The organism is Paraburkholderia sp. 2C (genome assembly GCF_054589215.1).
In genome coordinates this window covers 224,809-246,972 of the sequence record NZ_BAAILL010000050.1, presented here as the reverse complement: position 1 = coordinate 246,972, position 22,164 = coordinate 224,809, and the positions used below count along the sequence as shown (strand labels likewise).

Here is a 22,164-nt window from a genome sequence, read left to right as displayed (position 1 = left end):
GCAAGCTGATCTGACGAGTCGCCCCGCCCGGGATTCTCGACATGCGCGAGAAACACGTCGGTCTCGCGACGCATGCGCGGCAAGCATGTAGGAATGCCCGACACGACACCGCTAAAGTTCATGAAGTTCGTGCGCCGCCGCGCGTGACGACTCCCATCGAGCGACGGCATAATGGTTTTTCAACGTTTGTTTCGGACCGTGTCGAGGATCATTAAAAATGACCGGCAAGTGGCATACCGCACATACGCAAGCCTGGATTCTCCTTTCGCTGGCGACCATGCTCTCCGCATGCTCGTCGTTTGCGCCGCCATGGGAGAGCACTTCGCCGCCGCCCACCACCATCGGCGCGCGTCCGGCGACCGGCGGCGCCGCGTCGACCGGTGTGCCGGCGGGGTTCTACCGTGTGAACCCCGGCGATACGCTGCAAAGCATCGCGGGCGCGTTCGGCCAGCGTCCACAAGACATCGCGACCTGGAACGGCATGAGCATGGAGACGTCGGTGACGCCGGGGCAGGTGCTGCGCGTGTCGCCGCCGTCGCTCACGCCGGGCGCGGCCGCGGTGCCGCCGGTCGGCGCGCCGCAGCCGCCTTCGTCGGCCGCGGCGCAGCAGGGCGTCCTGACCTGGCCGCTGCGCGGGCCGCTACTGAAGCGCTTCGTGCCCGGCAAGACGAACGGCATCGTGATCGGCGCGCGTGTCGGCGAGACGGTCAGGGCGGCGGCGGGAGGGCGCGTCGTCTATGCGGGCACCGGTATTCCCGCGTACGGGCCGCTCGTCATCATCAAACATAACGACTCGCTGATCACCGCTTACGGCCAGAACAGCAAGCTGCTCGTGCAGGAAGGCGAGGCCGTCACGCAAGGGCAGCCGGTTGCCGAGGCCGGTCAGGACAGCAATGGCGTCGGGTCGATCCAGTTCGAAGTGCGTCAGGACGGCCGTCCGGCCGATCCGCTGGCGTGGCTGCCGCGCTAGGCGGCGCCCGTTGCTTCGCGAACCGCACGGGCTTACGTGCGGTTCGCATCGTTAAGAATTGATACACTCGCGCATTCAAATCATGTTCGCGGCGCCCCGTGCGCGCCGCGACTTCCGCCATCCTTACAGGAAAAGCCCATGATCGATTTGCGCAGCGATACCGTTACCCGGCCGGGCAAGGCCATGCTCGCCGCGATGGCGTCCGCCGAGGTCGGCGACGACGTCTGGGGCGACGACCCGACCGTCCTGCGCCTGCAGGCGACCGTCGCCGAGCGCGCCGGCAAGGAGGCGGGCCTGTTCTTTCCGAGCGGCACGCAAAGCAACCTCGCGGCATTGATGGCGCACTGCGCGCGCGGTGACGAATACATCGTCGGCCAGGCCGCGCACACGTACAAGTACGAAGGCGGCGGCGCGGCCGTGCTCGGCAGCATCCAGCCGCAGCCGATCGAAAACGCGCTGGACGGGTCGTTGCCGCTCGACAAGATCGCCGCGGCGATCAAGCCGATCGACGATCACTTCGCGCGCACGCGTCTTCTTGCGCTGGAAAACACGATTGGCGGCAAGGTGCTGCTCGCGGGTTATGTCGCCGAGGCGACGCAGTTCGCGCGCGAGCGCGGGCTCGCGACGCATCTGGACGGCGCGCGTGTCTGCAACGCGGCGGTCGCGTCGCAAAAGCCGATCGAGGCGCTGTGCGCGCCGTTCGATTCGGTCTCGATCTGTTTTTCGAAGGGGTTGGGCGCGCCGGTCGGCTCGGTGCTCGTCGGCAGCAAGGCGCTGCTCGAAAGCGCGCATCGCTGGCGCAAGGTGCTCGGCGGCGGCATGCGGCAAGCCGGCGTGCTCGCGGCCGCTTGCCTGTACGCGCTCGAGCATCAAGTCGAGCGTCTCGCCGAAGATCACGACAACGCCGCGCATCTGGCCGCCGGTCTGGCGCAGATCGGCGCGATCAAGGTTCAATCGCAGGCCACGAACATGGTGTTCGCGCACGTGCCGCAGGAGCATTGCGCGCCGCTCGAAGCCTTCCTCAAGGAGCGCGGCATCCTCACGCAAATGCTGTACGCGTCGCGCTTCGTCACGCATAAGGATGTTTCGCGTGCCGATATCGACACGTTCATTGCCGCGGTAAAGGACTATTTCGCGCGCTGACCGAGCGGTTTCACCGGCGGCGCAGCGTGCGGCTGCGGTTCGGCGCCTTCGCGCTGCTTCGTGCGATGCGACGGCGCGAAGAGCCGCAAGCCGCTGACGATGCTTGCGGCGCCCGCGAATACGGCGCCCGTGGCGAGCGCGAGCGTCGGCCCGTGACGGCCGGCAATACCGAAGCTCAGCGCGACGAGCGCAGCGCCCGTGGTCTGTCCGAGCAGGCGCGCGGTCGCGATGATGCCGCTGGCGCCGCCGCTGCGCTCGCGCGGCGCGCTCGCCATGATGGCCTTCAGGTTCGGCGACTGGAAAAAGCCAAAGCCCGCGCCGCATAACGACATTCTGAGCGTGATGTCGAGTACCGACGGATGCGGCGGCAGCAGCGCAAGCGACACCATGCCCGCGCTCAACACCGCGAGCCCGATCGCGCCGAGCAGGCCCGGCGGATAGCGGTCGGACATCCGGCCGGCGAACGGCGCTGCGAGCGCCACGACGACCGACCATGGCGTCATCAGAAAACCTGTTTCGACCTGACTGCGTTGCAGAACCGTTTCGAAATAAAACGGCAGCGACACGAACGCGAGCCCTTGCGCCGCGAACGAACAGACGGCGGTCACGGCTGAAAGCGCGAACACCGGCCGCTTGAACAGATCGACGGGCAGCATCGGCGCCGGATGTCCCGCCTCGCGCTTCACCATCAGCAAGCCGAATACCAGCGCAATGGCCGCCGCGGTCAGCACGAGCGGTGTCGACGCGCGCTGCGTGGCTTCCGCGAGCGCGAAGATCAGCGCGGCAAACATGATGACGTTGAGCACCGCCGCGACGGGATCGAACTGATGCTTGCCGCGCGCGGTTTTCGGCAGGCCCGGCAGCGCAAACGAAATAGCCAGGATGCCGAGCGGCACGTTGACTGCGAATAGCCAGGGCCAGTTCGCCACCGAAAGAATCAGCGAAGCGACGGTCGGCCCCGCGGCGAACGACACGCCGACCACGAGCGCGTTCAGACCGAGCCCGCGCCCAAGCCGATGCGGCGGATAAAGCGTTTGAATCAGCGCCGAATTGACACCCATGATCGCCGCGGCGCCGACGCCCTGCGCGACGCGGGCGACGGCGAGACACGCCAGGGTCGGCGACAGCGCGCAGCCCAGCGAAGCGACGGTGAAGAGCGCAATGCCGCTGATGTACACACGCCGATGGCCGATGATGTCGCCGAGCGCGGCGAGCGGCAGCAGCGTCGAGACCATCGCGAGCTGGTACGCGTTGATGATCCATACCGATGCCGCCGGTTTCGCGCGCAGATCGGCACCGATGGCGGGTAGAGCGGTGTTGGCGATCGCGGTGTCGATCGACGCGAGCGCGACGGACAGCATGATGGCGACGAGCGCGAAGCGCAGGCCGGTGGACATCGGTTGATCGGCGACGCGGGTGAGATCGGGGGCGGGGTCGTGTGCGGACAAAACCGGGGCTCTGCATGAAGTGGCGGGGGCGGCGAACCGGTACGGATCGCGGTACGAAACCGGCGACGCGCGGCAGCGCTGCGCGAACTTTGCAATTGTTGCAGAGACAGAAAATTCTTGCTGGATCACGTGCATGGCGTGCACGAAGCGGTTTACGCGATGAAAGGTCGTTGCAAGCGAAGCCGTGTTCGAGCGGTCGATTTTCGTTCGACGCGATGTGGCGACGTCGTTAAGGTGGTCAGCAGCGGGACTGGCAGTGTCGCAGGAAGCGTTGGCTACGGCGATTCGGTCTGAAGCATCGGCTCGGACCACGCGAACGGTGTTTTCATTTGTGCGACCTCTTCCTTCGGCCCCCGGCCGAACAGGCGCTTGAATTCGCGACTGAATTGCGATGGGCTTTCATAGCCGACTTTTGCCGACGCGGCGGCCGCTGTCAACCCCGTGCGGATCATAAGCAGGCGAGCCTGATGCAGACGCGTCGACTTCAGATACTGAATCGGCGTCGTGTGAGTCATCGCCTTGAAATGGCGGTGAAACGTCGGGACGCTCATGCCGCTTTCCCTGCACAGGGCATCCACATCGATACGCGTGTCGTAGTCGGCATGGATGCGTCGCAACGCCCGCGCTATCTGTGAGAAATGTCCGGTGGCGGCAAGCGACGCGCGCATTGCGTCGCCTTGCTCGCCGTTCAGCACCAGAAAGAATATTTCGCGCATAACGAGTGGCGCGACGATCCGGGCCTCCAGCGTTGAGCCGAGCGCCTCCAGCAGACGCAGCAGCGCGCTCGAAAGCCGACTGTTGAACGGCGTGGAATAGATGCCTCGCGGCGTCGCGCGCGGTTCCGTGTCGGTGGCATCCACGGCCAGCATCAGGTCGGTGGTCATGCCCGGATCGAGACGGAGCGTCACGGCAAGAAACGGCTCGTCAGGCGTGGCTTCGGTTTCTGTCGAGAACGGCAACGGCACGGACAGCACCAGATAGTGATTCGCGTCGTAGAGAAAAACCTCGTTGCCAAGAAACCCCCGTTTGTAGCCCTGGCAGACGAGCACGATGCACGGTTCGTACAGGACCTGCGTGCGGCCGAGCGAACGGTTCGAGCGCATGAAGCTGACGCCTTCCAGCATGGAGGCGGTGTATCCCTCGTTAGGCGCGAGCCGTTTGATCAACCCGACTATCCGTCTTTGTCGCGCAAGCATTCGTCATCCTCTGGTGTCGTTACATCGCGATAGCCGATATTAGCCAATATGCAGCCCCGTTTATTCATTTGATATTTTTAGGCAAGGGTGCGAGAACGGCAGCCATGGCTAGCGTTGCCCGGCACACGTACATTTACTCCTGCTATATCAAGCTGATGCTTAGCTTGCCAAACAATCTGGTTCGAGGAAATGACATGTACGGTATGAACGAAGTCGAAGGTAAGGTCGCGATCGTCACCGGAGCGGCAAGCGGCATTGGACGAGCGGTCACGAAGCTGCTCGTGGCTCGTGGAGCAAGTGTGGTGGCCGAGGATATCGATCCAGCGGTCGAGGCGCTGGCAGAGCCCAACGTCGTGCCGCTCGTCGCCGACATTTCCGCGGACGGGAGCGCGGAAAAAGCGGTGTCGCTCGCGATTGAACGATTTTCGCGGCTCGATCTGCTTGTGAACAATGCGGGCATCATCATCAACAAACTGGTGGTGGATATGTCGCGAGCCGATTGGGAGCGGATCATCGACGTCAACCTGACCGGCGCTTTCCTGCACTCGCGCGAAGCGATGAAGGCCATGATCGGTCAACGTTCGGGCGCGATCGTCAATGTGGCTTCCTACGCGTCGTATTTTGCGTTTCCTGCGATCGCCGCTTACGCTGCGTCCAAAGGGGCACTTGCGCAACTTACGCGGACGCTCGCACTGGAAGCGGTCGAATACGGCATTCGGGTCAATGCCGTCGGCTCCGGCGATGTGCTTACGAATATCCTCAATCCGGTGGCTGCCGAGGGCAATGGCGTCGCAGCGTTAGCCGCCCACGGGCAAGGCGCGCCGATCAAGCGCGCAGCTGAGCCTGAAGAGATTGCGGAGGTCGTGTTATTTCTCGCTTCTGAGCGAGCCAGCTTTATGGTCGGATCGGTCGTGATGGCGGACGGCGGAATGAGTGTCAAGGTGGGCCAGTAACGAACGACCGGCTGGATACTGTGCCCTATACGCTGCTCGAAGCGATATACAACGTGTCCAACCTGCTGTCTGCGGTGATGCCTGGCAAGATGCTCGAGTCGCAATTATTACCTGGCACATCTGGAGAACAGGGTTGGAGCTTGCGTCGGGGCGATCGTGTCAAACCGGGGAGCCGAATCAAGGAAGGCATTCTCTTCCCAAAGCGACCAGGATGATAAAAAAATGCACGGCCATCACTATCACAGCAGTATCGGTTGTTTGACCGATACCGCTGTGATGGCCCACCTGCGAATCTTGTTTTGACGAACCACGGTAAGAGGTTACGCGGACTTTCTCAAACCGAAGATGTTCGCCGTGGCTACAGCGGCGAACGTGCTCAAGAGCGAGGAAATCATGATGCACGACAAAACGGCAATTGAACGACTCTATATTCTCGACGGCGGCATTGCCCAGGTCGACGACGCGTCGATCTATTCTCCGGGTGTCGATGTCGGCAAGCCGATGACACTAAGCTGCAACGTCTATCTGATTCGGCATCGTGGCGAATGGATGCTTTGGGACACCGGTACCCAGGACGATCTGATCGAAGAGCCGGAAGGGCGCGTCATTGCTCACGGCATTCGCGGCACAGTGAAGCGAACGGTGGTGTCGCAATTGCATGAGATAGGTGTGAAACCGGATGAAATCGGCACGCTCGCGATCTCGCACGCTCACTACGATCACGTTGGCAATTGCCGGCTGTTCAAACACGCGAAATGGATTGCCCAGAAAGCCGAATATGATGCGATGTTTGGCGAAAACCCAGACCTCTATGGCTTCCGGCCTGAGTTGTACGATTCGCTACGCGACAACCAGATCGAGCTGATTGACGGCGATCACGATGTATTTGGCGATAGTGCGGTGCGCATCATCTTTACGCCTGGTCATACGCCCGGCCATTGTTCGCTGCTTGTCACGCTGCCTGACGCAGGTCGTATTCTGTTAAGCGGCGATGTCGCCCACAATCGACGCAACTTTCGTTGCCGCTGCGTTCCGGCGTTCAATGCGAATGCACTGCAGTCGATAGCGTCGATGGACAAGGTCGATGAACTGCTGGCGTCGGAGGGCGCGACACTGTGGGTCAATCACGACGTCGCTCAGAACAGGACGTTGCCGCACGCGCCGCAGTCGATAAGCTAACCGAAGACTATCTGGCCGATCGCCCCCCTGAACGTTGTCCAAAACGGAGAGAGGTCGAATATGAATTCCGTTGGCTTGACCGAACTGCAACGTAGACTGCAAATTGTCGAAGATAAGCTCGCCATATACGAGCTTATCGCATCGCATCCGCCAAGTGCCGATACAGGCGCTGCCGACTACACGATTTCCGTTTATCGCGAAAACAGCGTGTTCGATCGTGGTCCGACGCTGGATGGCGCGAAAGGCGCTAAAGATATCGCCGCATTCATCGAGAAACCCGAGCACCACGCAGCGATTCGCGCCGGCCTCGCTCATTTCACCAGCCTGCCTTTGATCGATCTGCGAGGCGATGTCGCCGTGGTGACGTCCTACCTGCAGATCGTTCACCTCGATCACGAGGGTAAAGCGCGCGATTTGCCGAACCATGGTGTATCAAATGGATACAGGATTCACCGCGTTGTTGTGAATCGCTGGGAGCTCGTGCGGTCCGATGGCAAGTGGATGATTGCAAGACGAACGCTTTTGCCCGTCGATGGATCGGCCGGTCATCAGGCGTTACTGCGGAAGGGGTTAGACGAGCTTCACGTTCCTCGCGCCTGAAAAGATGCAACGGTATCGGTCATTCGACCGATACCGTTGCAGCGCCTCGTCTGTGATTATTATCCCGTTGGTGACGACATCCGCGCGCGCCAGGAGATCCGAACCTTATTCTACAAATTGCCAAAGGAACTGAAATGCCAGATCGCAGAGCGGATCTTTCGCGTGCTGAAAAGCAGAGATGGTTAAAACGCTATTACTTTTTGCGGACCGCGTTTTCCGTCGTTTGGGTGGCGCTTGCGTTTGGTGTGGGCAGACGTTCGCCGGACATCGCAGCCGCCCTGTTCGTCGTCTATCCTGCATGGGATGCGCTCGCCAACTACATCGATATGTCGCGTAGCGGTGGATCGCTCGAAAACCGGACGCAAGCGATCAATGTAATCGTGAGTCTTGCGGCGACCGTTGCGGTCATCGTGGCTTTGAAGGCTGGCATGGCCGGCATGCTCGGGGTATTTGGCGTTTGGGCCGTCCTCTCGGGGTTACTCCAGCTCGGCACCGCCGTGCGCCGGTGGAAGGAGTCCGGTGCGCAATGGGCCATGATTCTGAGCGGCGCCCAGTCGGCCCTGGCGGGTGGCTTCTTTATCACCCAGGCCTACGCGCCGGCACCTGAAGCGATCGCCAGGGTGGCAGGTTATGCCGCAGTAGGCGCCATTTACTTTCTGGTTTCGGCGATATGGTTGTCCGTGAGCGACATGCGGCGCAAAGCTGCTTGAGCTTTGATTTAGCCCATGCGCCAATTACCCCCACTCAATGCGCTGCGTGCCTTCGACGCAGCGGCTCGTCAGCTCAGCTTTTCGGCGGCCGCGCAGGAACTGCACGTAACCCATAGTGCGGTGAGTCACCAGGTTCGTCAACTGGAGCAATGGCTAGGCAAAGCACTGTTCGTGCGCCACGCGGGCGGCGTACGATCGACCGCCGAAGGGCAAAAGCTGCAACTGACCACCGACCATATTTTTTCGTTGTTGGAGGCCAGTTGCGCGGAGATTGTGGGGCAGGCCCAGATCACCGAAATCGTGTTGGGCGCGCCTGGCAGCTTTCTGATGAACTGGCTGATCCCGCGGCTCGATCGATTCGAGACGGCGCATCCCGAGGTTCGAGTCCGTTTGCAGACGAGCACGACGATGGACGACCTGCAGCGACAGGTTGTCGATTGCCTGATCGTTAGCGACCGGAGCTGGCCGGCGGATGTCGAGGTCACGACCCTCTTCGAAGAAACCGTCGGACCCGTCTGCTCGCCGGACTGGCCTCATGGCATTGCGACGCCGGCGGATCTGTTGGATCAACCGCTGCTGCATACAACGTCACGCCTCAACGCGTGGAGCGAGTGGGCGTCCCGCAATGAGGTTGAACCGGCATTGGTGGCGGACGGTCGTCGCTTCGACCAGTTGTCTTTGCTTCTCGAAGCGGCGGCTGCCTGCCTTGGTGTCGCCATCGCCCCTGCGCTACTTGTCGAGCGCGAGCTCTCGCAAGGGCGACTGGTCGCTCCACTTGGCTTCGGACCGAGCGGCGCCGTGTTCGCGTTCTGCACGATGAGCGGCCGGTCAGACAAAGCGCTTGGCAGCCTTCGCGAATGGCTGAAAACGGAGCGCGCTCAGTAGGGCATCAACACCCGGACGTTTCAGCGGGCCGCAAATTCCAAGGCCGCTCATGTCAATTTGTCTCACGTCACGGTGCGAAAACGGCTTCGTCGAGCATGCCGAAAAAAATTGAAAAACGTGTGGCACCCCGGCGGTGACGTCGAGGATCACATCGACGTCGGCATCACGGGCGCGTGCCGCGAGTCGCGCGGAGTCGTCAAGTAGCACCTCGTTCGTGCGGGCCTGAAGCAGCATGGGAGGGACGCCGCTGAGATCGGCATGCAAAGCGGGCGCGAGCAACGGACAAGCTGGATTCCGGCCAGCGAGATGCATGGCGTCGGTGTGCCCCATGCTTTCCCGGGTAAAAAAAGGATCGACACCATCCTTCTTGCTCATCGTCGCCCCGGATCGAGTGGGGTCCAGACTGGGCGAAAAGGCGACGATTGCAGCCGGCACTGCTTGGCTCGACGCGGCTGGAATTAGACTCTGCCAATCGCGACGTGGGCAATCGCGGGAAGCGCATGAATACCATTGCGCATGGGAATATCCTTGAATACCTCTTCGAGGCACGGCTGCAACCGCTCTTTATCGGTCAGTGTGAGTCCGCGAAAGGCAGGCACGGAAGCAAACCAGATTTCCAGTTCCTTCAGGAAACCGAACGGATCGGGCAAGGGACAGGAAACTTCCACGGCTTCCACCGCTACCTCGTCGCAGCCGGCGTTCAGCAAAGCCTGCTTCAGCTCCGGCGCTGAGAGGAGCCGTGATACCCCGGGGGAAGTGGGCAGATCCCCATGACCACCCAGCGTCTCCAGGGCTTGTGACAGCACTTTGAACTGGGGGCCGCCGTACTCCGTGGTCCAGTTAACGAGGCAGACCGAGCCACCGGGCCGAGTCAGCCGCACCATCTCCCGGAAGATATCCGGCCCCTCGGCAAAAAACGCAGCGCAGAAGAGTGACATCACCGCGTCGAAGCTGGCCGACTCGTAGTCGAGGTGGTGAAGACTGCGCATTTCTGCCCGACTCTGCGGAAAGGGTGAGAGGCGTTGCCGCAGGCGCCGGACCAGGGTGGGAGCGTTATCGATGGCGACCACCTCGCACCCTCGCGCCGCAGCCAGAACGGCAGGACCGCCCGCGCCGGCTCCAATATCGAGCAGTCGCATTCCCTTAGCCACACCCATCGATTCCAGCGCCGGGACGGCCCATGCGGTCGTGACGGGATCGGCCCAGCGTTCATAGGACGGTGCCATCGCCTCGAAAGGGCTATTACGGCTCGCATCACCTGGTCTGTCTGCCATAGGCGTGGTTCTCTCCAAGTCTGTTAGCGATCAGCGATGCTGGGCGCGCTTCTCTGTACGATACCGATGTGAACGAAGATATAACTGACGGACAACATCTATTTCAATGAGCAACCAATGCCGCGTCGTTGCCGGGGAGCATATGCAAAGAACGCGCCATCCCTCGATTCGCTCTATAGCGTGCTGGCGCGGCTTGCTTCGCGAGCGATTGCGCGGAGGTGGAAGTCGGGTTCAAGGCGCCAAGGCCCTACCGAATTGTTAGTAAACGCGCATTGTTGTTTTTGAAAAGCTGAATGGCAACGGCGTCCGAACGGGTCACATTGCTGGACAGCCGCCTCGAACTGTCGCCGGGTGTTTTCATGGCTAAAGTGCTGTCTGCCAACGCGTCGTCGGAAGTCGCGTTCACGCTTCACGCTTTCGCGCGCACCGGTCTGGCGGCGCATGCTCGTATCGATTCAACTGGGCGCCCTCGAACTTTTCTTCGCTAGACTGGCCGCACGAGCGTCAGATCTGGCTGCAGCGGTGAAACGTCGCTCTCTCGTCTTCCAGCCACTCACGGAGACTGGAAAGTGCTTTGTCCGACCTGCCGCGCATCGTGCAGAAAGCGAAGACGGCATCGCTCGGTCCGAAGCCAAGCGGCGCGATTAGTCTTCCTTGTGCCAGTTCGCGCTTGACGATCAACGTCGGAGCAATCGCAACCCCAAGACCAGCCGCCGCTGCTTCAAGGAGCAACGACGAGTCGTCGAATCGACGTCCCTCAGCAAACATCGCTGGTTCGACCCCGTTCCGCGATGCCCATTCTATCCACGCGTCCGGACGCGAGGTAGTGTGTAGAAGCGCCTGCCCGATCAGATCCGCCGGCGTTGCAATGCGATGAGGCCACGTCGGCGCACAGATGGGGCCGACCGTTTCATCAACGAGTTTCACTACCTCGACATCCGCGGGCCAGTTTCGGTCACTGACAATCGCGCAATCGACGACATGTCGTTGCAGGTCGCCTATCGTCGTAATCGTCTGCAAGCGGACGCGGGTGTCTGGATAGGCCGTCTCGAACCGGTCAAGCCGGGGGATAAGCCAGTTTGACAAGATGCTGCTGGGTGCGCCGAGCACGATTTCGGTAATCGGCGCTTGGGTTGTGATCTCGGCGCAACAGGCTGCCAGCATCGAAAATGAATGATCGACCGCCTGCTTCAGGCTTTGCCCTTCAGCGGTCAACCGTACGCCGGCCGCATGGCGCACAAACAGCGTTTTGCCGAGCCAACGCTCAAGCTGGCGAATTTGATGGCTCACCGCACCGTGGGTCACGTGCAGTTCCTGTGCCGCACCAGAAATGCTCTGTTGACGAGCTGCCGCATCGAAAGCACGAAGCGCATTAAGCGGGGGTAGTCGGCGCATGAGGCCAAGACGTCGATTCAACTCACACCATCTTATTCAAATTCATCACCACCCCAAAGATGGCATGGACGCTACAGCGAGGCCGCATCTCTCGAAACGGGCCTGCCGTAGCTGGCCGATCCATCGATAGACAGAAGGGGCCGCTTTGAAACAACCCACCGGACCCGAGCGTTTTTTGGACGGTAGAGAATGATGGTGTACGGCAGCGCGAATGGCGGATCCTGATTTAGCTGAGGGCAGCCTCAGAGAGAGAATCTCAGGTAAAACGTCGCAAGGGCATCGGTCAAATGACCGATGCCCAAAAGACTACCGCCGTTTATCGGGTAGTCGATAGCTAGCGAAAGAAACCTTGAGCAAATAGCGCGCCAGTTGCTGCCTGTTGCAGGATGACGCGACCTGCAGCCACTGTGTTTGAGGACTCAGACTAAAAAATTCCACTCAACCACATGTCCCGGGCACAAGGACTTTATTAATAAATGCACAAACGGTTAAGTCAATCCATTACTGCCCGGCCAACGCATCTGCCGGTGCGGACGCGTCCTGGCGCGGCTCAGTGGTCGATATCGGCATCGATGCCCAGTATGCGTATCCGGTAGTTCAACTGGCTCAGCGTCAATCCAAGGCGCTGTGCCGCGCGTGACTTCACGCCGCCCGCCTGCGTCAATGCGTCGACGATGTATATTCGCTGCTCGTCGCTGATCTGACGGGAAAATGTCGTTCGTTCTGCCTTGTCGGATAGCATCGCTTCCGGGACCGGCATCATGGCGTAGCCCTCTGCTTCGAGAACCGACGCGACATCCCGTTCATCGATGACCGACGTTTCCGTCAGCAGTGTCAGGCGGTCAACGACGTTTTGCACCTGTCGCACATTTCCGGGCCACGTATATCGAATCAAACCGGTCAGCGCTTTGTCCGAAAGCCGCACGTCTTTCTTGAACCGCCTGCTGGCATCCTGCAGGAAGTGTTGGATCAATAGCGGAATGTCTTCGGGACGTTCCCGAAGCGAGGGAAGGGTCAGAGGAACAACGTATAGCCGGTAAAACAGATCGAGTCGGAACGTTCCTTCACCCACGCGCTTGCGCAGATCCTGGTTGGTGGCAGCGACGATGCGTACATCCACGTGCTGCTCGCGCCGCCCGCCCACACGGGTCACGGTCTTTTCCTGCAATGTGCGGAGCAGCTTGACCTGCAGGCTCAAAGGCAGGTCCCCAATCTCGTCCAGAAACAGCGTTCCGCCGTGCGCCTCCTCGATACGCCCCTGGCGAGCGCTGGTCGCACCGGTAAACGCGCCTTTTTCATGTCCGAACAGTTCGGACTCGAAAAGCATCTCGGGTACCGCGCCGCAGTTGAGCTTGATAAACGGAGCGTTGCGGCGTGAACTCGCCATGTGTACGGCGTGCGCAAACAGTTCCTTGCCCGTGCCGGACTCACCTAGCAAAAGGACCGTTGCATCGCTTGGCGCAACCTGTTCAATCTGGCGGATCGCGGTACGAATCCTGGCAGACTCACCGATTACGCCGAAGCCCGGCATCCTTTTATCGTGCGGGTCAAGGCTCGCGGGATTCTGGTGCTCGAGCGCGGCTGTCCGGATCTGGATACGTTCCGCTACGAGATCATCGAGCCGAAGCAGTTGTGAGGCCTGTGACGCGACCTCGCTCAGGATTTCCAGATCGGCGGAGAGCGTGCGCGAGATACCCCGAAAACGATTGACACAAAAAACGCCTCTCGTCTGACCGCTAACCGGAACGGGCACGAAGAACATCGCTATGGTACCGGCCGGAAGCGCGCTGCGAGCCACGGTACGCCACAGGCAGCGCGGTTCCGCATCGATATCCGGTACGATCATCAACTGACCAGACTCAAACGCGATTCCGGTCATCCCCTCTCCAGGCGAGATGACGCCTCGTTCCATTTCGTCGTGTGTCAATCCGTATGCACATCGAAGAACCAGCTTTCTGCGCACAGGGTCAAAGAGAAAAAGTCTTCCACGATTCAAGCCAAGAAACTCCGACAACAAATGAAAGACCTCTCGTAGCGTTTCAGTCGAGTTCGAATACCGTCCGACGAGTTTGGCCATCTCGCGTCGAAAGAATAGTTCGTGGAGTGCCCAGTCAACTTCGACATGGACGTCTGGCGTCAGATCTTCGCGTGCGGAGGAGTGAGGCATAAGCGCGACTTCGGGCGACGAATCGGCGGGCGGCAATTTAGACATGAAAACACTCGGCAACAGTTCGAGGCGACCGTCCAGTGGCATGAGCCATCGCGGACGCGGTTGCCGCTCAGTCTACGAAAATAACCATGCGCATTTATTAATAAATCCATAGCGTCTCAAAGTGCTAGATCCGCTTTCCTCCTTCGTGAGGCAGGCCATGTCCATGCGGCACATGGCGAGCCGAAACGGTGGCGTGTCTTTTGCCTTATTGCCCGCCGACAACGAGTCCGGTCATCGCTCGCCGAGGAAAAGGCCATGACAGCCACTGGCAGCGTCGCCGACGCTGCAACTTGTGCTCAGCTAGCTCTTAGGCAATATTCCTTTGAGCAATCCCACGCTATGGGACGCTTCGCTGCCTTCGTGCTCGTGCGTGACGGTTAGCATCATCATGCCTTCCTGCGTGAGGTTCGCGATGCTTGCACTCCCATGCCCTGCCGAGAGATGACTTCGTGGTGCGGATGTAGACGGACGGGCGAAATAGCCGCCGTCGGAAGCGAACCGCAACAAGCGTGAAGGTGGACGGCAATGCAGCAAGAACAGCCTGCGTTCACGCGTTATTCCACGTGATGGTGTGACATGACGCTGTCATTGTGTATCGGCTTGCTCGGCGAGTCGACGCGATACGGCGTGGCGGCGCTGATCAGGGGCAAGCGGTCATGACGTGCCGATGGTTTTATATTTATCCAGGTTTCCTAAATGGATATCTGGCGCTGTAGTTGGTGCTGGCTATGAGGAAAATTGCTATCCGCTGTGAAATTGGCTAAGGACGTCGATTTAACTCACATCAGGTGCAAAAAATCTTCGCTACCTCGGAGATCACCCTTGAAGTTACAGTTAGCTATTCGACTGCACAAGAGACTTCCCCGGGAGATGGAAGGTTCGGTCGGGTGACAATGCTGGCTCAAGCGGGACACGCTGTTTCCGAATGACCTCGTTGGCGCAACCCTGCAAGCAGAAGGGTAATCAGGCAGTTTGAGACAGCGTCCCATGGCCCTGGCAAGGACGGCCTGCTTTCCGTAGGGTGCACGGTGCGGCGAGCAAGAACAGGAGTGTTGACCGATGAGTTGTGCCCACTTGCCCGTCCCGCTACTCGACCTCTTGCCGCGGTTGTGGTCGTTTGCATTCCGCCTCACAGGCGACAAGCGTTGCGCGGAAGATCTCATCGAGCGTGCCTGTCTGCGTGCACTGGAGCGCGCGGATCAGTTGCGCGTCGAAACGGCTTCGCTCAGCTGGATGTTCTCAATCGTACATTCCACGTGGGTCGGCGAATTCCGTGCACACAACATGCGCAAACGTTTCAAGTCGGAGCGGGATAACGATTTGATAGAGGACATCGACGATAGGGGTGATCAAGGCCTCGATACACCGCTTGTGCATACACGGATCATCGGCGCAGTCGAACGTTTGCCTGAACCGCAACGGGTAGTGATGCTGCTTGTTGCTGCGGAACGTATGACCTATGAGCAGACGGCGGAAGTGCTGCGTATGCCGATCCGAACCGTGATTAACCTCTTTTCGCGTGCCTGTCGGACGGTCGATGCATTGATCGGTCAAGGTCTCGTTCGGGAAGAGTAGGCACTTGACGTACGCGGACCCGGAGGGGCGGTGGGGCTGAACGATGTTGCCACGAAGACAAGGAGCAAAGTGCCCTGAAGAGAAGCACAGGCGTGCTAGCGTATCATTCGCCCGCAAATGAATTGATCGCGCGTGCGAGCGCTAGCGGGTATTGATACATCATCGCGTGACCGGCCCGATCGACCAGCAGCAGGCGGGCATTCGGCAGCAACTGCTGCAACGCTTCTGCGTTTTTCTGAAGGACGACCGCATCGTCGTTCCCGCTCATCACGAGCGTCGGGATAAGCACGGAACGCAGCGCCTTAGCGGCCTTGTCGTTTGACTCCCAGCTATGCAGCGCTTCGGTTTGACCTGCCGTGACGGCGCTGGGAATTGGGTGCTTGCCGTGGTCGGTGGGCGTCAACATGTCCTGCTTGAAGGAAATCGGATGCCTGCCATAGTCCGTGGGCGTAAACATGTCCTGCCTGAAGCAGCGCACGGCGTTGCTCACATCGGCGGCCGGAAAAAGCACGCTTATGACGTCGCGCAACGCGACGCCGGGCTTGCCGGACAACGTCGCTTCAACGTGTGGCGAGATGGGCGTGCCGACGCGACCGGGCGCCGGTGCGCTCAACAGCACGATCTTGCCCAGCGACGCGGGCGAATCGATGGCCAGTTGTTGCACGATCGCGCCGCCCATCGACCAGCCGAGGACTGTCGGCTTTTGCAGATGCAGCGCATCGATCAGCGCGGCCGTATCGCCCGCCATGTCGCCGATCGAGAACGTGCTCGTATCGGCCTCCGAGCGGCCGACGCCACGATTGTCGAAGACGATCACATCGTGGTGCTTCGCCAGTTCGGTGAGAAAGGCCGCATCCCATTCGGTCAACGTCGCACGAAAGCCTGTGACAAGCACGAGCGGGCTGCCTTTGCCGAGCCTGTAATAAGCGAAACGTCCGCGTGGCGTTTTAGCGATCTGCTCGCGAGCGGTGGCTTCGATGCGGGTTTGCGGGTCCATCGTCTTGCACATCGGTTCCGTCGCATAGCGTTGAATGTCCGCTTGCCCGATTGCCGCAGTTGCGAGTGCGGTCATTCCAAAAAGCGGAGCGACGAGCGCCATGGCAAGTTTTAGACTGTTCATCGGAAGCCTTAGTGTCGGGAAGTTAAACCGGGCGCGCTTATCGTCACGTCGGAGCGATTCTATCGACGGGAACGGGAGAGGAATGATTTGATGCGATCCGACGGCGTGCTTGGCGATGCCAAGTCGTGCGCTTAATTTTTAGTTCAATTTTTAGGCTTGGCGTGTCGCCTTAAAGCCCGGCTGTGCATAGGGTGCACATCAGATTGCCGGGCGATGCGCTTGGCAAGCGCCGGCACGTGTGGTTCACGCGCTTGCGTACATCCATTGCCGGGACGAAACATTCAGTTATCCAGGATTGCTTGACAAGCGTAGTCATGCGCTCGTCTGGGCGGACTGTTCGGGCGGACTGTTCGGGCGGACTCTTCGGGCGTTAGATCGGCAATTCGGTGGACTGCTTTATCTTCTGCATCGGTATGTCGGTTTTCACCGTCTGCACGCCGTTGGACCGGGTCAGATGCGTGCTCTGGAACTGCCGATAGGCGTCGATGTCAGCGGCGACGACGCGTAGCAGGGCATCGCATTCGCCGGCCATGATGTAACACTCGAGGACCTGTGGTAACTGACGCATCGTTTCAGCGAAGCGCTCCACGGTTTCTGCATCCTGTGACACCAGCGAGATGCGCGCGAACACCGTCAGCCCCAAGCCGATCGCGCTGGTATTGAGCAAGGCTACGTAGCGCTCGATGACCCGCGCTTCCTCCAGCCGCCGTACCCGTCTGAGGCAAGGCGACGGCGACAGTCCCACCGTCTCCGCAAGTTGCAGGTTTTGCAGTCTGCCATCGCGCTGAAGTGCACGAAGGATACGAATATCAAGCGCGTCGAGTTTAGTGGACATTGGATTGCGCAAAAGATGGTTAATGGGAAATCCCGTGCTTTATTTAACGCGATGTTTTACGAATTCGCAATCGCGTACGCAGCGGGTAGGGCTAGACTTTTTCACGATCAACAATTTTAAGGGCTGCCTCCATGTCATCGAGACCACTGAGTACAAGCGAGCGGCGCGGCGCAGATCTGTTCGTAGAGGTGCTGCAAAGCGAAGGGGTGCGTTATGTCTTCGGTAATCCGGGGACGACCGAGCTACCGCTATTGGACGCGCTGACGGACATCGCCGGCATAGATTATGTTCTAGGCCTCCATGAGGCATCGGTGGTTGCCATGGCGGACGGTTATGCGCAGGCGTCCGGCCGGCCGGGACTGGTCAACCTTCACACGGCTGGTGGCCTCGGCAATGCGATCGGCGCAATTCTTAACGCGAAAATGGCGAATACCCCGCTCGTCGTCACTGCCGGACAGCAGGACACACGGCACGGCGTAACAGATCCATTGCTTTACGGCGATCTCGTCGGGATCGCTCGCCCGAACGTTAAGTGGGCGGAAGAAATCCGCCATCCCGAGCACATCCCCATGTTGTTGCGCCGCGCTTTGCAAGACTGCCGTACAGGGCCAGCCGGTCCGGTGTTCCTGTCATTGCCGGTCGACACGATGGAGCGTCGCACGATCATGGGCGCCGGTGAGGCATCGAGAATCGAGCGCAGCTCCGTGGCCAACATGCTTGACGTGCTGGCAACCGCGCTGGCGGAGCTAACGCATGGTCGCATCGCGCTCGTCGCTGGCGAGGAGGTCTTCGCCGCAGATGCCGACCTCGAAGCCGTGGCGCTTGCCGAAGCACTCGGCGCACCGGTCTTCGGCGCGTCATGGCCTGGCCACATCCCGTTTCCGACTGCCCATCCTCAGTGGCGAGGACCACTGCCGCCGAAGGCTTCTGAAATCCGGGAGATACTCGCACCTTTCGACGCCGTCCTCCTTCTCGGCGGTCATTCGCTGATCACCTATCCCTATTCGGAAGGCCCCGCCGTCCCGCCGCATTGCCAGCTCTTCCAGCTGACGGGCGACGGCCACCAGGTCGGCCGGGTCCACCAGACGACGCTGGGTCTCGTCGGCGATCTGCGGCTTTCGCTTCAAGCGCTGCTGCCGATGCTTGCAAGGAAAATTCAACCGGAGGCTGGAGCGATCGCGAGGCTGCGCGAAGCGGCGATTCTCGAGCGCGATGCGCGTCGCACGGAGGCCGTTGAACGCTCGGCCCGCGAGTTCAACGCGCCGACGACGACGCCCTTCGTCGCGGCATTCGAAACGATCCGGGCGGTCGGACCGGGCGTCCCGATCGTCGACGAGGCCCCTGTCACGATTCCGCACGTGCGCGCATGCCTCAATTCGGCCTCAGCTCGACAATATCTGTTCACACGCAGTGCGATCCTCGGCTGGGGCATGCCAGCGGCGGTCGGTACCTCGCTGGGGCTGGATCGCAGTCCCGTGGTGTGCCTTGTCGGGGACGGCTCCGCCATGTACTCGCCGCAGGCGTTATGGACCGCAGCGCACGAGCGCCTCCCTGTTACTTTCGTGGTCTTGAACAACGGTGAATACAACATACTGAAGAACTACGCCCGTGCCCAGACAAACTACCGCAGCGCCGGAACCAACCGGTTCATCGGCATGGACATCACCGACCCGACCATCGATTTCGTGGCACTCGCCGGTTCGCTCGGTGTGCCGGCGCGGCGTGTCGAGCGAGCGGCTGACATTGCCGGTGCCGTAGAGGATGGCATTCGCTCGGGACGGCCGAACCTCATCGACGTACCGATCTCGAGCTGATTGCGACAATTACCGTTCGTCGAGTCCCGCCCGATCGGCAAAGCGTTCGTTGAACGAGGTCAGTCGCCACCCCATATGCGCCTCGCTTTGCTGCAACAAACGCTATTCCGCCACCGCGTGACAAAGGCCGGAAGCGGACGCGGTACGCGGTACGCGATGCCGCGCTCCGGTCACCCGGAAGTCCGACCTGTTTGCAGCAGCGTGCTCCTTGAAGATGCCCGGCTGGAAAGAGAAAATCTGAAGTCCGGAATAAACGTTATCGACCGCGTGTTTCACTATAAACCGCGGCAGCGCAAAACGGATATGAGCTAGCGCAGCCGTCTTCATTGAGACACAGCGATGACCACGCCAATCCGACACCTCTCCTATCGTCGCGGGCCCGCTGGCGAGCACGAATGGCGGCAAGGCCTGCGCGCGTTCGGCATCGACAGCCGCACCGATCCGCTGCGTTCGGTCGATTCGGGTTTGACGGCCTGGAACGCTGGACAGATTGCGGTTCTGTCGGCCGATTTTCGCCATCAGACGATCACGCCGGTCTCGCCGGACGAGTCACCGTGGACACACGATCATCTGTTTCTCAAGGTCGTCAAAAACGGCTCTGGCATGATCGAACAGCATGGACAAACACGCGTGATTCGCGAGGGCGACGTCGTCCTGCTCGATCCGAAGGAACCGTACCGCGAAATCGTCACCGAACGTGCATCGGGGTTTGGCTTGCGTTTTCCGCGCTCCGCCTTGCGCGAACGCGGCTTCCGATGCACATTGCGCGGCATTTACCTGCCCGACGTGTCTTCTCCGGATGTGCAGGCGGTTCGCGCGTTTATCGAGTACCTGGGCCAGCAATCGGGCACATCGAGCGCCGAAGTCAGAAGGCGTCTAGGCGATCAGTTGCTCGATCTGCTCGATATCGTCGTCGACGATCGCACCGCGGTTCGCACGGGCCGTGGACCCGCAGCCATTGTCTTTAAGGCGAAACAGTTCATTGCTCGCAACGTCGGCAACGCGGATCTTTCGCTGTCGCAGATCGCGGCTCACGCATGTGTGTCCGAAAAGCATCTGAGCCGTCTATTTGCTGCCCAAGGCATGTCGTTGATGCGCTATGTGCAGTCGGTGCGCATGGAACGCGGCGCGCGGCTGCTTGCGGCGACACCGTGGCGACGCAATCTTGTCATGGAGGTTGCATTCGAGTGCGGGTTTAAGACCGCATCGCATTTCAGCCGCGCGTTCAAGGAGCGATTCGGTGTCTCGCCAAGGGAAGCGCAGACGCGTCCGGCACCGGGTCCTTTACCCTCCTGCGGAGCGCATGAGGGTGAAGTGAAGAAGGCGCCATAGCATCAGTTTGATAAGCCGCAGAACTAACGTAATCTGCCGCCTGGCGAGGTCGAGTTCGCATGCAGGGACAGCGCGAAGCGTCCGATCCCAGGCGTTAGAAAGGTCATCCACGCAATGAATGAGAGGATAACGTGCTCACCACCGACACCGCCGCTGCCATTTCCGCCCAGACTTTCAATCCGGTCGCGGCTGCCCAGCAACTGGCACAGCTAGTCAAAGACCATCGGGAAGCCCTAGGCAAGGGACCCGATATTCCCCCCGCCATCGCCGACGCACTGGTGCAGTCAGGCCTCACGCAGCTCTGGCTGCCGCGTGCCCTTGGAGGTTCGGAGACCGATCCGCTCGAATTGGTTCGTGTAATCGAAACGCTGGCTAAACTGGATGGCTCGGTAGCCTGGTCGGCGCTGATCTCGTCGGCCGCTTCCAGATTCGCCGGGCTGACGGCAATTGAGCCAATGCGTCGTTTGATGCCGTCCGGCAAGATGCACGCCTTTAGTGGCAGCGGAAATCCCACCGGTACTATTACCCGCGATAAAGATGGTTGGCACATCGACGGTCGTTGGACCTGGGCAAGCTTCAGCCGGTATAGCACCGTCACCGCGTTGGTGTGTGTCGAACAGGAGAACGGTTCCCCGCGCCTTGCAGCCAACGGCAGCCCAGTGCTGCGCGCCGCGTTGCTTCCTTCGGCCATGGTGCAGGTCGTGGGTAACTGGAATAGCGGCGGGCTACGGTCAAGCGGCAGCCATGACATCACCTGTACCGACGGACGAGTGCCCGACGATTACACCACTACAATGGACATGCCTTCCCGGCAGCCGGGCCCGCTATATAACCTGCCGATGTCCTCGGCCTTCGCCATTTCGATTATCGGTCTTCCGCTCGGCATTGCCGCCGCCGCTATCGACGCACTGATTGCCTTGGCCCGAACAAAGACCCCGTTCTTCAGCGCCGCACCGCTTTATGAGCAGGAGCATATTCAGCTCGAAGTCGCCTGGGCAAAGGCGCGTCTCCTCGCGGCACGCGCCTTTGCCTTCGAAGCCGTCGGCGCACTTTGGGCTTCGGCCTCCTCGGGCGAGACTGTGTCGCTCGAACAGCAGGCGCTGCTGCGCATGGCATGCTGCAACGCCGGCGATATCGGCAAGCAGGTGGTGGGAAGAATGTACGCGGCGGCGGGCAGCAGCGCCGTACTCGAAGAAGCGCCCTTCGCCGCGCAACTTCGAGATATTCACGCAGCCTGCCAGCACATCAACTTCGCCGAGCGCATGATGATTCCCCCAGGCCGCATCCTGCTAGGCCTCGCGCCGGGAACGCCTGTGCTCTGATGCGCCGCGGCCGGATAAGCCTGACAGGAGACTCGCTACGTGAGCGTGATGCCGGCCGGCTTTAGCCGATGGTGGCGAAGTTCGTAGAAGTCGCCGAACGTCGGTGGCATAAAGAGGGCGCGCACACAACTTGCCGTGCCTGATTGGACATCGGCGCTTCCGATATCGTCATGGCTGAGCACAAGCCGTTCTTTGCCGGCA

General features: G+C 60.6%; 19 protein-coding genes. 11 read left to right on the top strand and 8 right to left on the bottom strand.

Annotation, left to right across the window (positions count from 1 at the left end; genetic code table 11):
• Positions 1 to 217 precede the first annotated feature (217 nt).
• Positions 218 to 970, top strand: coding sequence for a peptidoglycan DD-metalloendopeptidase family protein (locus ACYPXD_RS28030; protein ID WP_459719214.1), 753 nt, complete (start codon positions 218 to 220; stop codon positions 968 to 970).
• Positions 971 to 1,108: 138 nt separating this feature from the next.
• Entirely contained in the window at positions 1,109 to 2,113 is a 1,005-nt protein-coding gene (gene ltaE / locus ACYPXD_RS28025; protein WP_459719209.1) for a low-specificity L-threonine aldolase, read from the top strand.
• Here the strand turns inward: ltaE and ACYPXD_RS28020 are convergent.
• Together ACYPXD_RS28020 and ACYPXD_RS28015 are read right to left on the bottom strand one after the other, a co-directional pair.
• Entirely contained in the window at positions 2,098 to 3,510 is a 1,413-nt protein-coding gene (locus ACYPXD_RS28020; protein WP_459719206.1) for an MFS transporter, read from the bottom strand. The two genes, ltaE and ACYPXD_RS28020, sit on opposite strands and share 16 nt — an antisense overlap.
• A 326-nt stretch (positions 3,511 to 3,836) precedes the next feature.
• Positions 3,837 to 4,757 carry an AraC family transcriptional regulator gene (locus ACYPXD_RS28015; RefSeq protein ID WP_459719203.1) on the bottom strand — a complete coding sequence of 307 codons (921 nt, stop codon included), beginning with the start codon at positions 4,755 to 4,757 and terminating at the stop codon, positions 3,837 to 3,839.
• 194 nt (positions 4,758 to 4,951) lie between these two features.
• On the opposite strand from ACYPXD_RS28015, the gene ACYPXD_RS28010 reads away from it, so the two are divergent.
• The 5 genes from ACYPXD_RS28010 (at position 4,952) to ACYPXD_RS27990 (ending at position 9,084) form a co-directional block, all read left to right on the top strand.
• Positions 4,952 to 5,710, top strand: a complete 759-nt coding sequence (locus ACYPXD_RS28010) for an SDR family NAD(P)-dependent oxidoreductase (RefSeq protein WP_459719664.1) — start codon at positions 4,952 to 4,954, stop codon at positions 5,708 to 5,710.
• A 354-nt stretch (positions 5,711 to 6,064) separates the two neighbouring features.
• Positions 6,065 to 6,889 carry an N-acyl homoserine lactonase family protein gene (locus ACYPXD_RS28005; protein ID WP_459719200.1) on the top strand — a complete coding sequence of 275 codons (825 nt, stop codon included), beginning with the start codon at positions 6,065 to 6,067 and terminating at the stop codon, positions 6,887 to 6,889.
• A gap of 60 nt (positions 6,890 to 6,949) precedes the next feature.
• Positions 6,950 to 7,489, top strand: coding sequence for a nuclear transport factor 2 family protein (locus ACYPXD_RS28000; protein ID WP_459719197.1), 540 nt, complete (start codon positions 6,950 to 6,952; stop codon positions 7,487 to 7,489).
• Positions 7,490 to 7,623: 134 nt separating this feature from the next.
• Positions 7,624 to 8,199 carry a DUF308 domain-containing protein gene (locus tag ACYPXD_RS27995; RefSeq protein WP_459719192.1) on the top strand — a complete coding sequence of 192 codons (576 nt, stop codon included), beginning with the start codon at positions 7,624 to 7,626 and terminating at the stop codon, positions 8,197 to 8,199.
• A gap of 15 nt (positions 8,200 to 8,214) precedes the next feature.
• Entirely contained in the window at positions 8,215 to 9,084 is an 870-nt protein-coding gene (locus ACYPXD_RS27990) for a LysR substrate-binding domain-containing protein (RefSeq protein WP_459719188.1), read from the top strand.
• Here the strand turns inward: ACYPXD_RS27990 and ACYPXD_RS27985 are convergent.
• The 4 genes from ACYPXD_RS27985 to ACYPXD_RS27970 form a co-directional block, all read right to left on the bottom strand.
• Positions 9,028 to 9,519 (bottom strand): alpha/beta hydrolase fold domain-containing protein, encoded by a 492-nt coding sequence (locus ACYPXD_RS27985; protein WP_459719183.1) that lies wholly within the window; start codon positions 9,517 to 9,519, stop codon positions 9,028 to 9,030. The two genes, ACYPXD_RS27990 and ACYPXD_RS27985, sit on opposite strands and share 57 nt — an antisense overlap.
• A gap of 23 nt (positions 9,520 to 9,542) precedes the next feature.
• A complete protein-coding gene (locus ACYPXD_RS27980) occupies positions 9,543 to 10,310 on the bottom strand; it encodes a class I SAM-dependent methyltransferase (RefSeq protein ID WP_459719180.1) in 768 nt (255 codons plus the stop codon).
• Positions 10,311 to 10,862: 552 nt separating this feature from the next.
• The gene (locus tag ACYPXD_RS27975; RefSeq protein ID WP_459719177.1) at positions 10,863 to 11,753 is read right to left on the bottom strand and encodes a LysR substrate-binding domain-containing protein; all 891 of its coding nucleotides are present in this window, start codon (positions 11,751 to 11,753) and stop codon (positions 10,863 to 10,865) included.
• Positions 11,754 to 12,303: 550 nt separating this feature from the next.
• Complete coding sequence (locus tag ACYPXD_RS27970) at positions 12,304 to 13,965, bottom strand: sigma-54-dependent Fis family transcriptional regulator (RefSeq protein WP_459719174.1); 1,662 nt, start codon at positions 13,963 to 13,965, stop codon at positions 12,304 to 12,306.
• Between the two features lie 1,059 nt (positions 13,966 to 15,024).
• On the opposite strand from ACYPXD_RS27970, the gene ACYPXD_RS27965 reads away from it, so the two are divergent.
• Entirely contained in the window at positions 15,025 to 15,540 is a 516-nt protein-coding gene (locus ACYPXD_RS27965; protein WP_459719172.1) for an RNA polymerase sigma factor, read from the top strand.
• Positions 15,541 to 15,643: 103 nt separating this feature from the next.
• Here the strand turns inward: ACYPXD_RS27965 and ACYPXD_RS27960 are convergent, their stop codons facing one another.
• Both ACYPXD_RS27960 and ACYPXD_RS27955 read right to left on the bottom strand, forming a co-directional pair.
• Positions 15,644 to 16,660, bottom strand: coding sequence for an alpha/beta fold hydrolase (locus ACYPXD_RS27960; RefSeq protein ID WP_459719169.1), 1,017 nt, complete (start codon positions 16,658 to 16,660; stop codon positions 15,644 to 15,646).
• Between the two features lie 370 nt (positions 16,661 to 17,030).
• Positions 17,031 to 17,495, bottom strand: coding sequence for an Lrp/AsnC family transcriptional regulator (locus ACYPXD_RS27955; protein WP_459719167.1), 465 nt, complete (start codon positions 17,493 to 17,495; stop codon positions 17,031 to 17,033).
• A 131-nt stretch (positions 17,496 to 17,626) separates the two neighbouring features.
• Between ACYPXD_RS27955 and ACYPXD_RS27950 the strand changes: the two genes are divergently transcribed.
• The 3 genes from ACYPXD_RS27950 (at position 17,627) to ACYPXD_RS27940 (ending at position 21,963) form a co-directional block, all read left to right on the top strand.
• Complete coding sequence (locus ACYPXD_RS27950; protein ID WP_459719163.1) at positions 17,627 to 19,309, top strand: thiamine pyrophosphate-binding protein; 1,683 nt, start codon at positions 17,627 to 17,629, stop codon at positions 19,307 to 19,309.
• A gap of 339 nt (positions 19,310 to 19,648) precedes the next feature.
• On the top strand, positions 19,649 to 20,641 hold the full coding sequence (locus ACYPXD_RS27945) for an AraC family transcriptional regulator (protein WP_459719160.1): 993 nt from the start codon (positions 19,649 to 19,651) through the stop codon (positions 20,639 to 20,641).
• 131 nt (positions 20,642 to 20,772) lie between these two features.
• Positions 20,773 to 21,963 (top strand): acyl-CoA dehydrogenase family protein, encoded by a 1,191-nt coding sequence (locus ACYPXD_RS27940; RefSeq protein ID WP_459719157.1) that lies wholly within the window; start codon positions 20,773 to 20,775, stop codon positions 21,961 to 21,963.
• Positions 21,964 to 22,164: the final 201 nt, after the last annotated feature.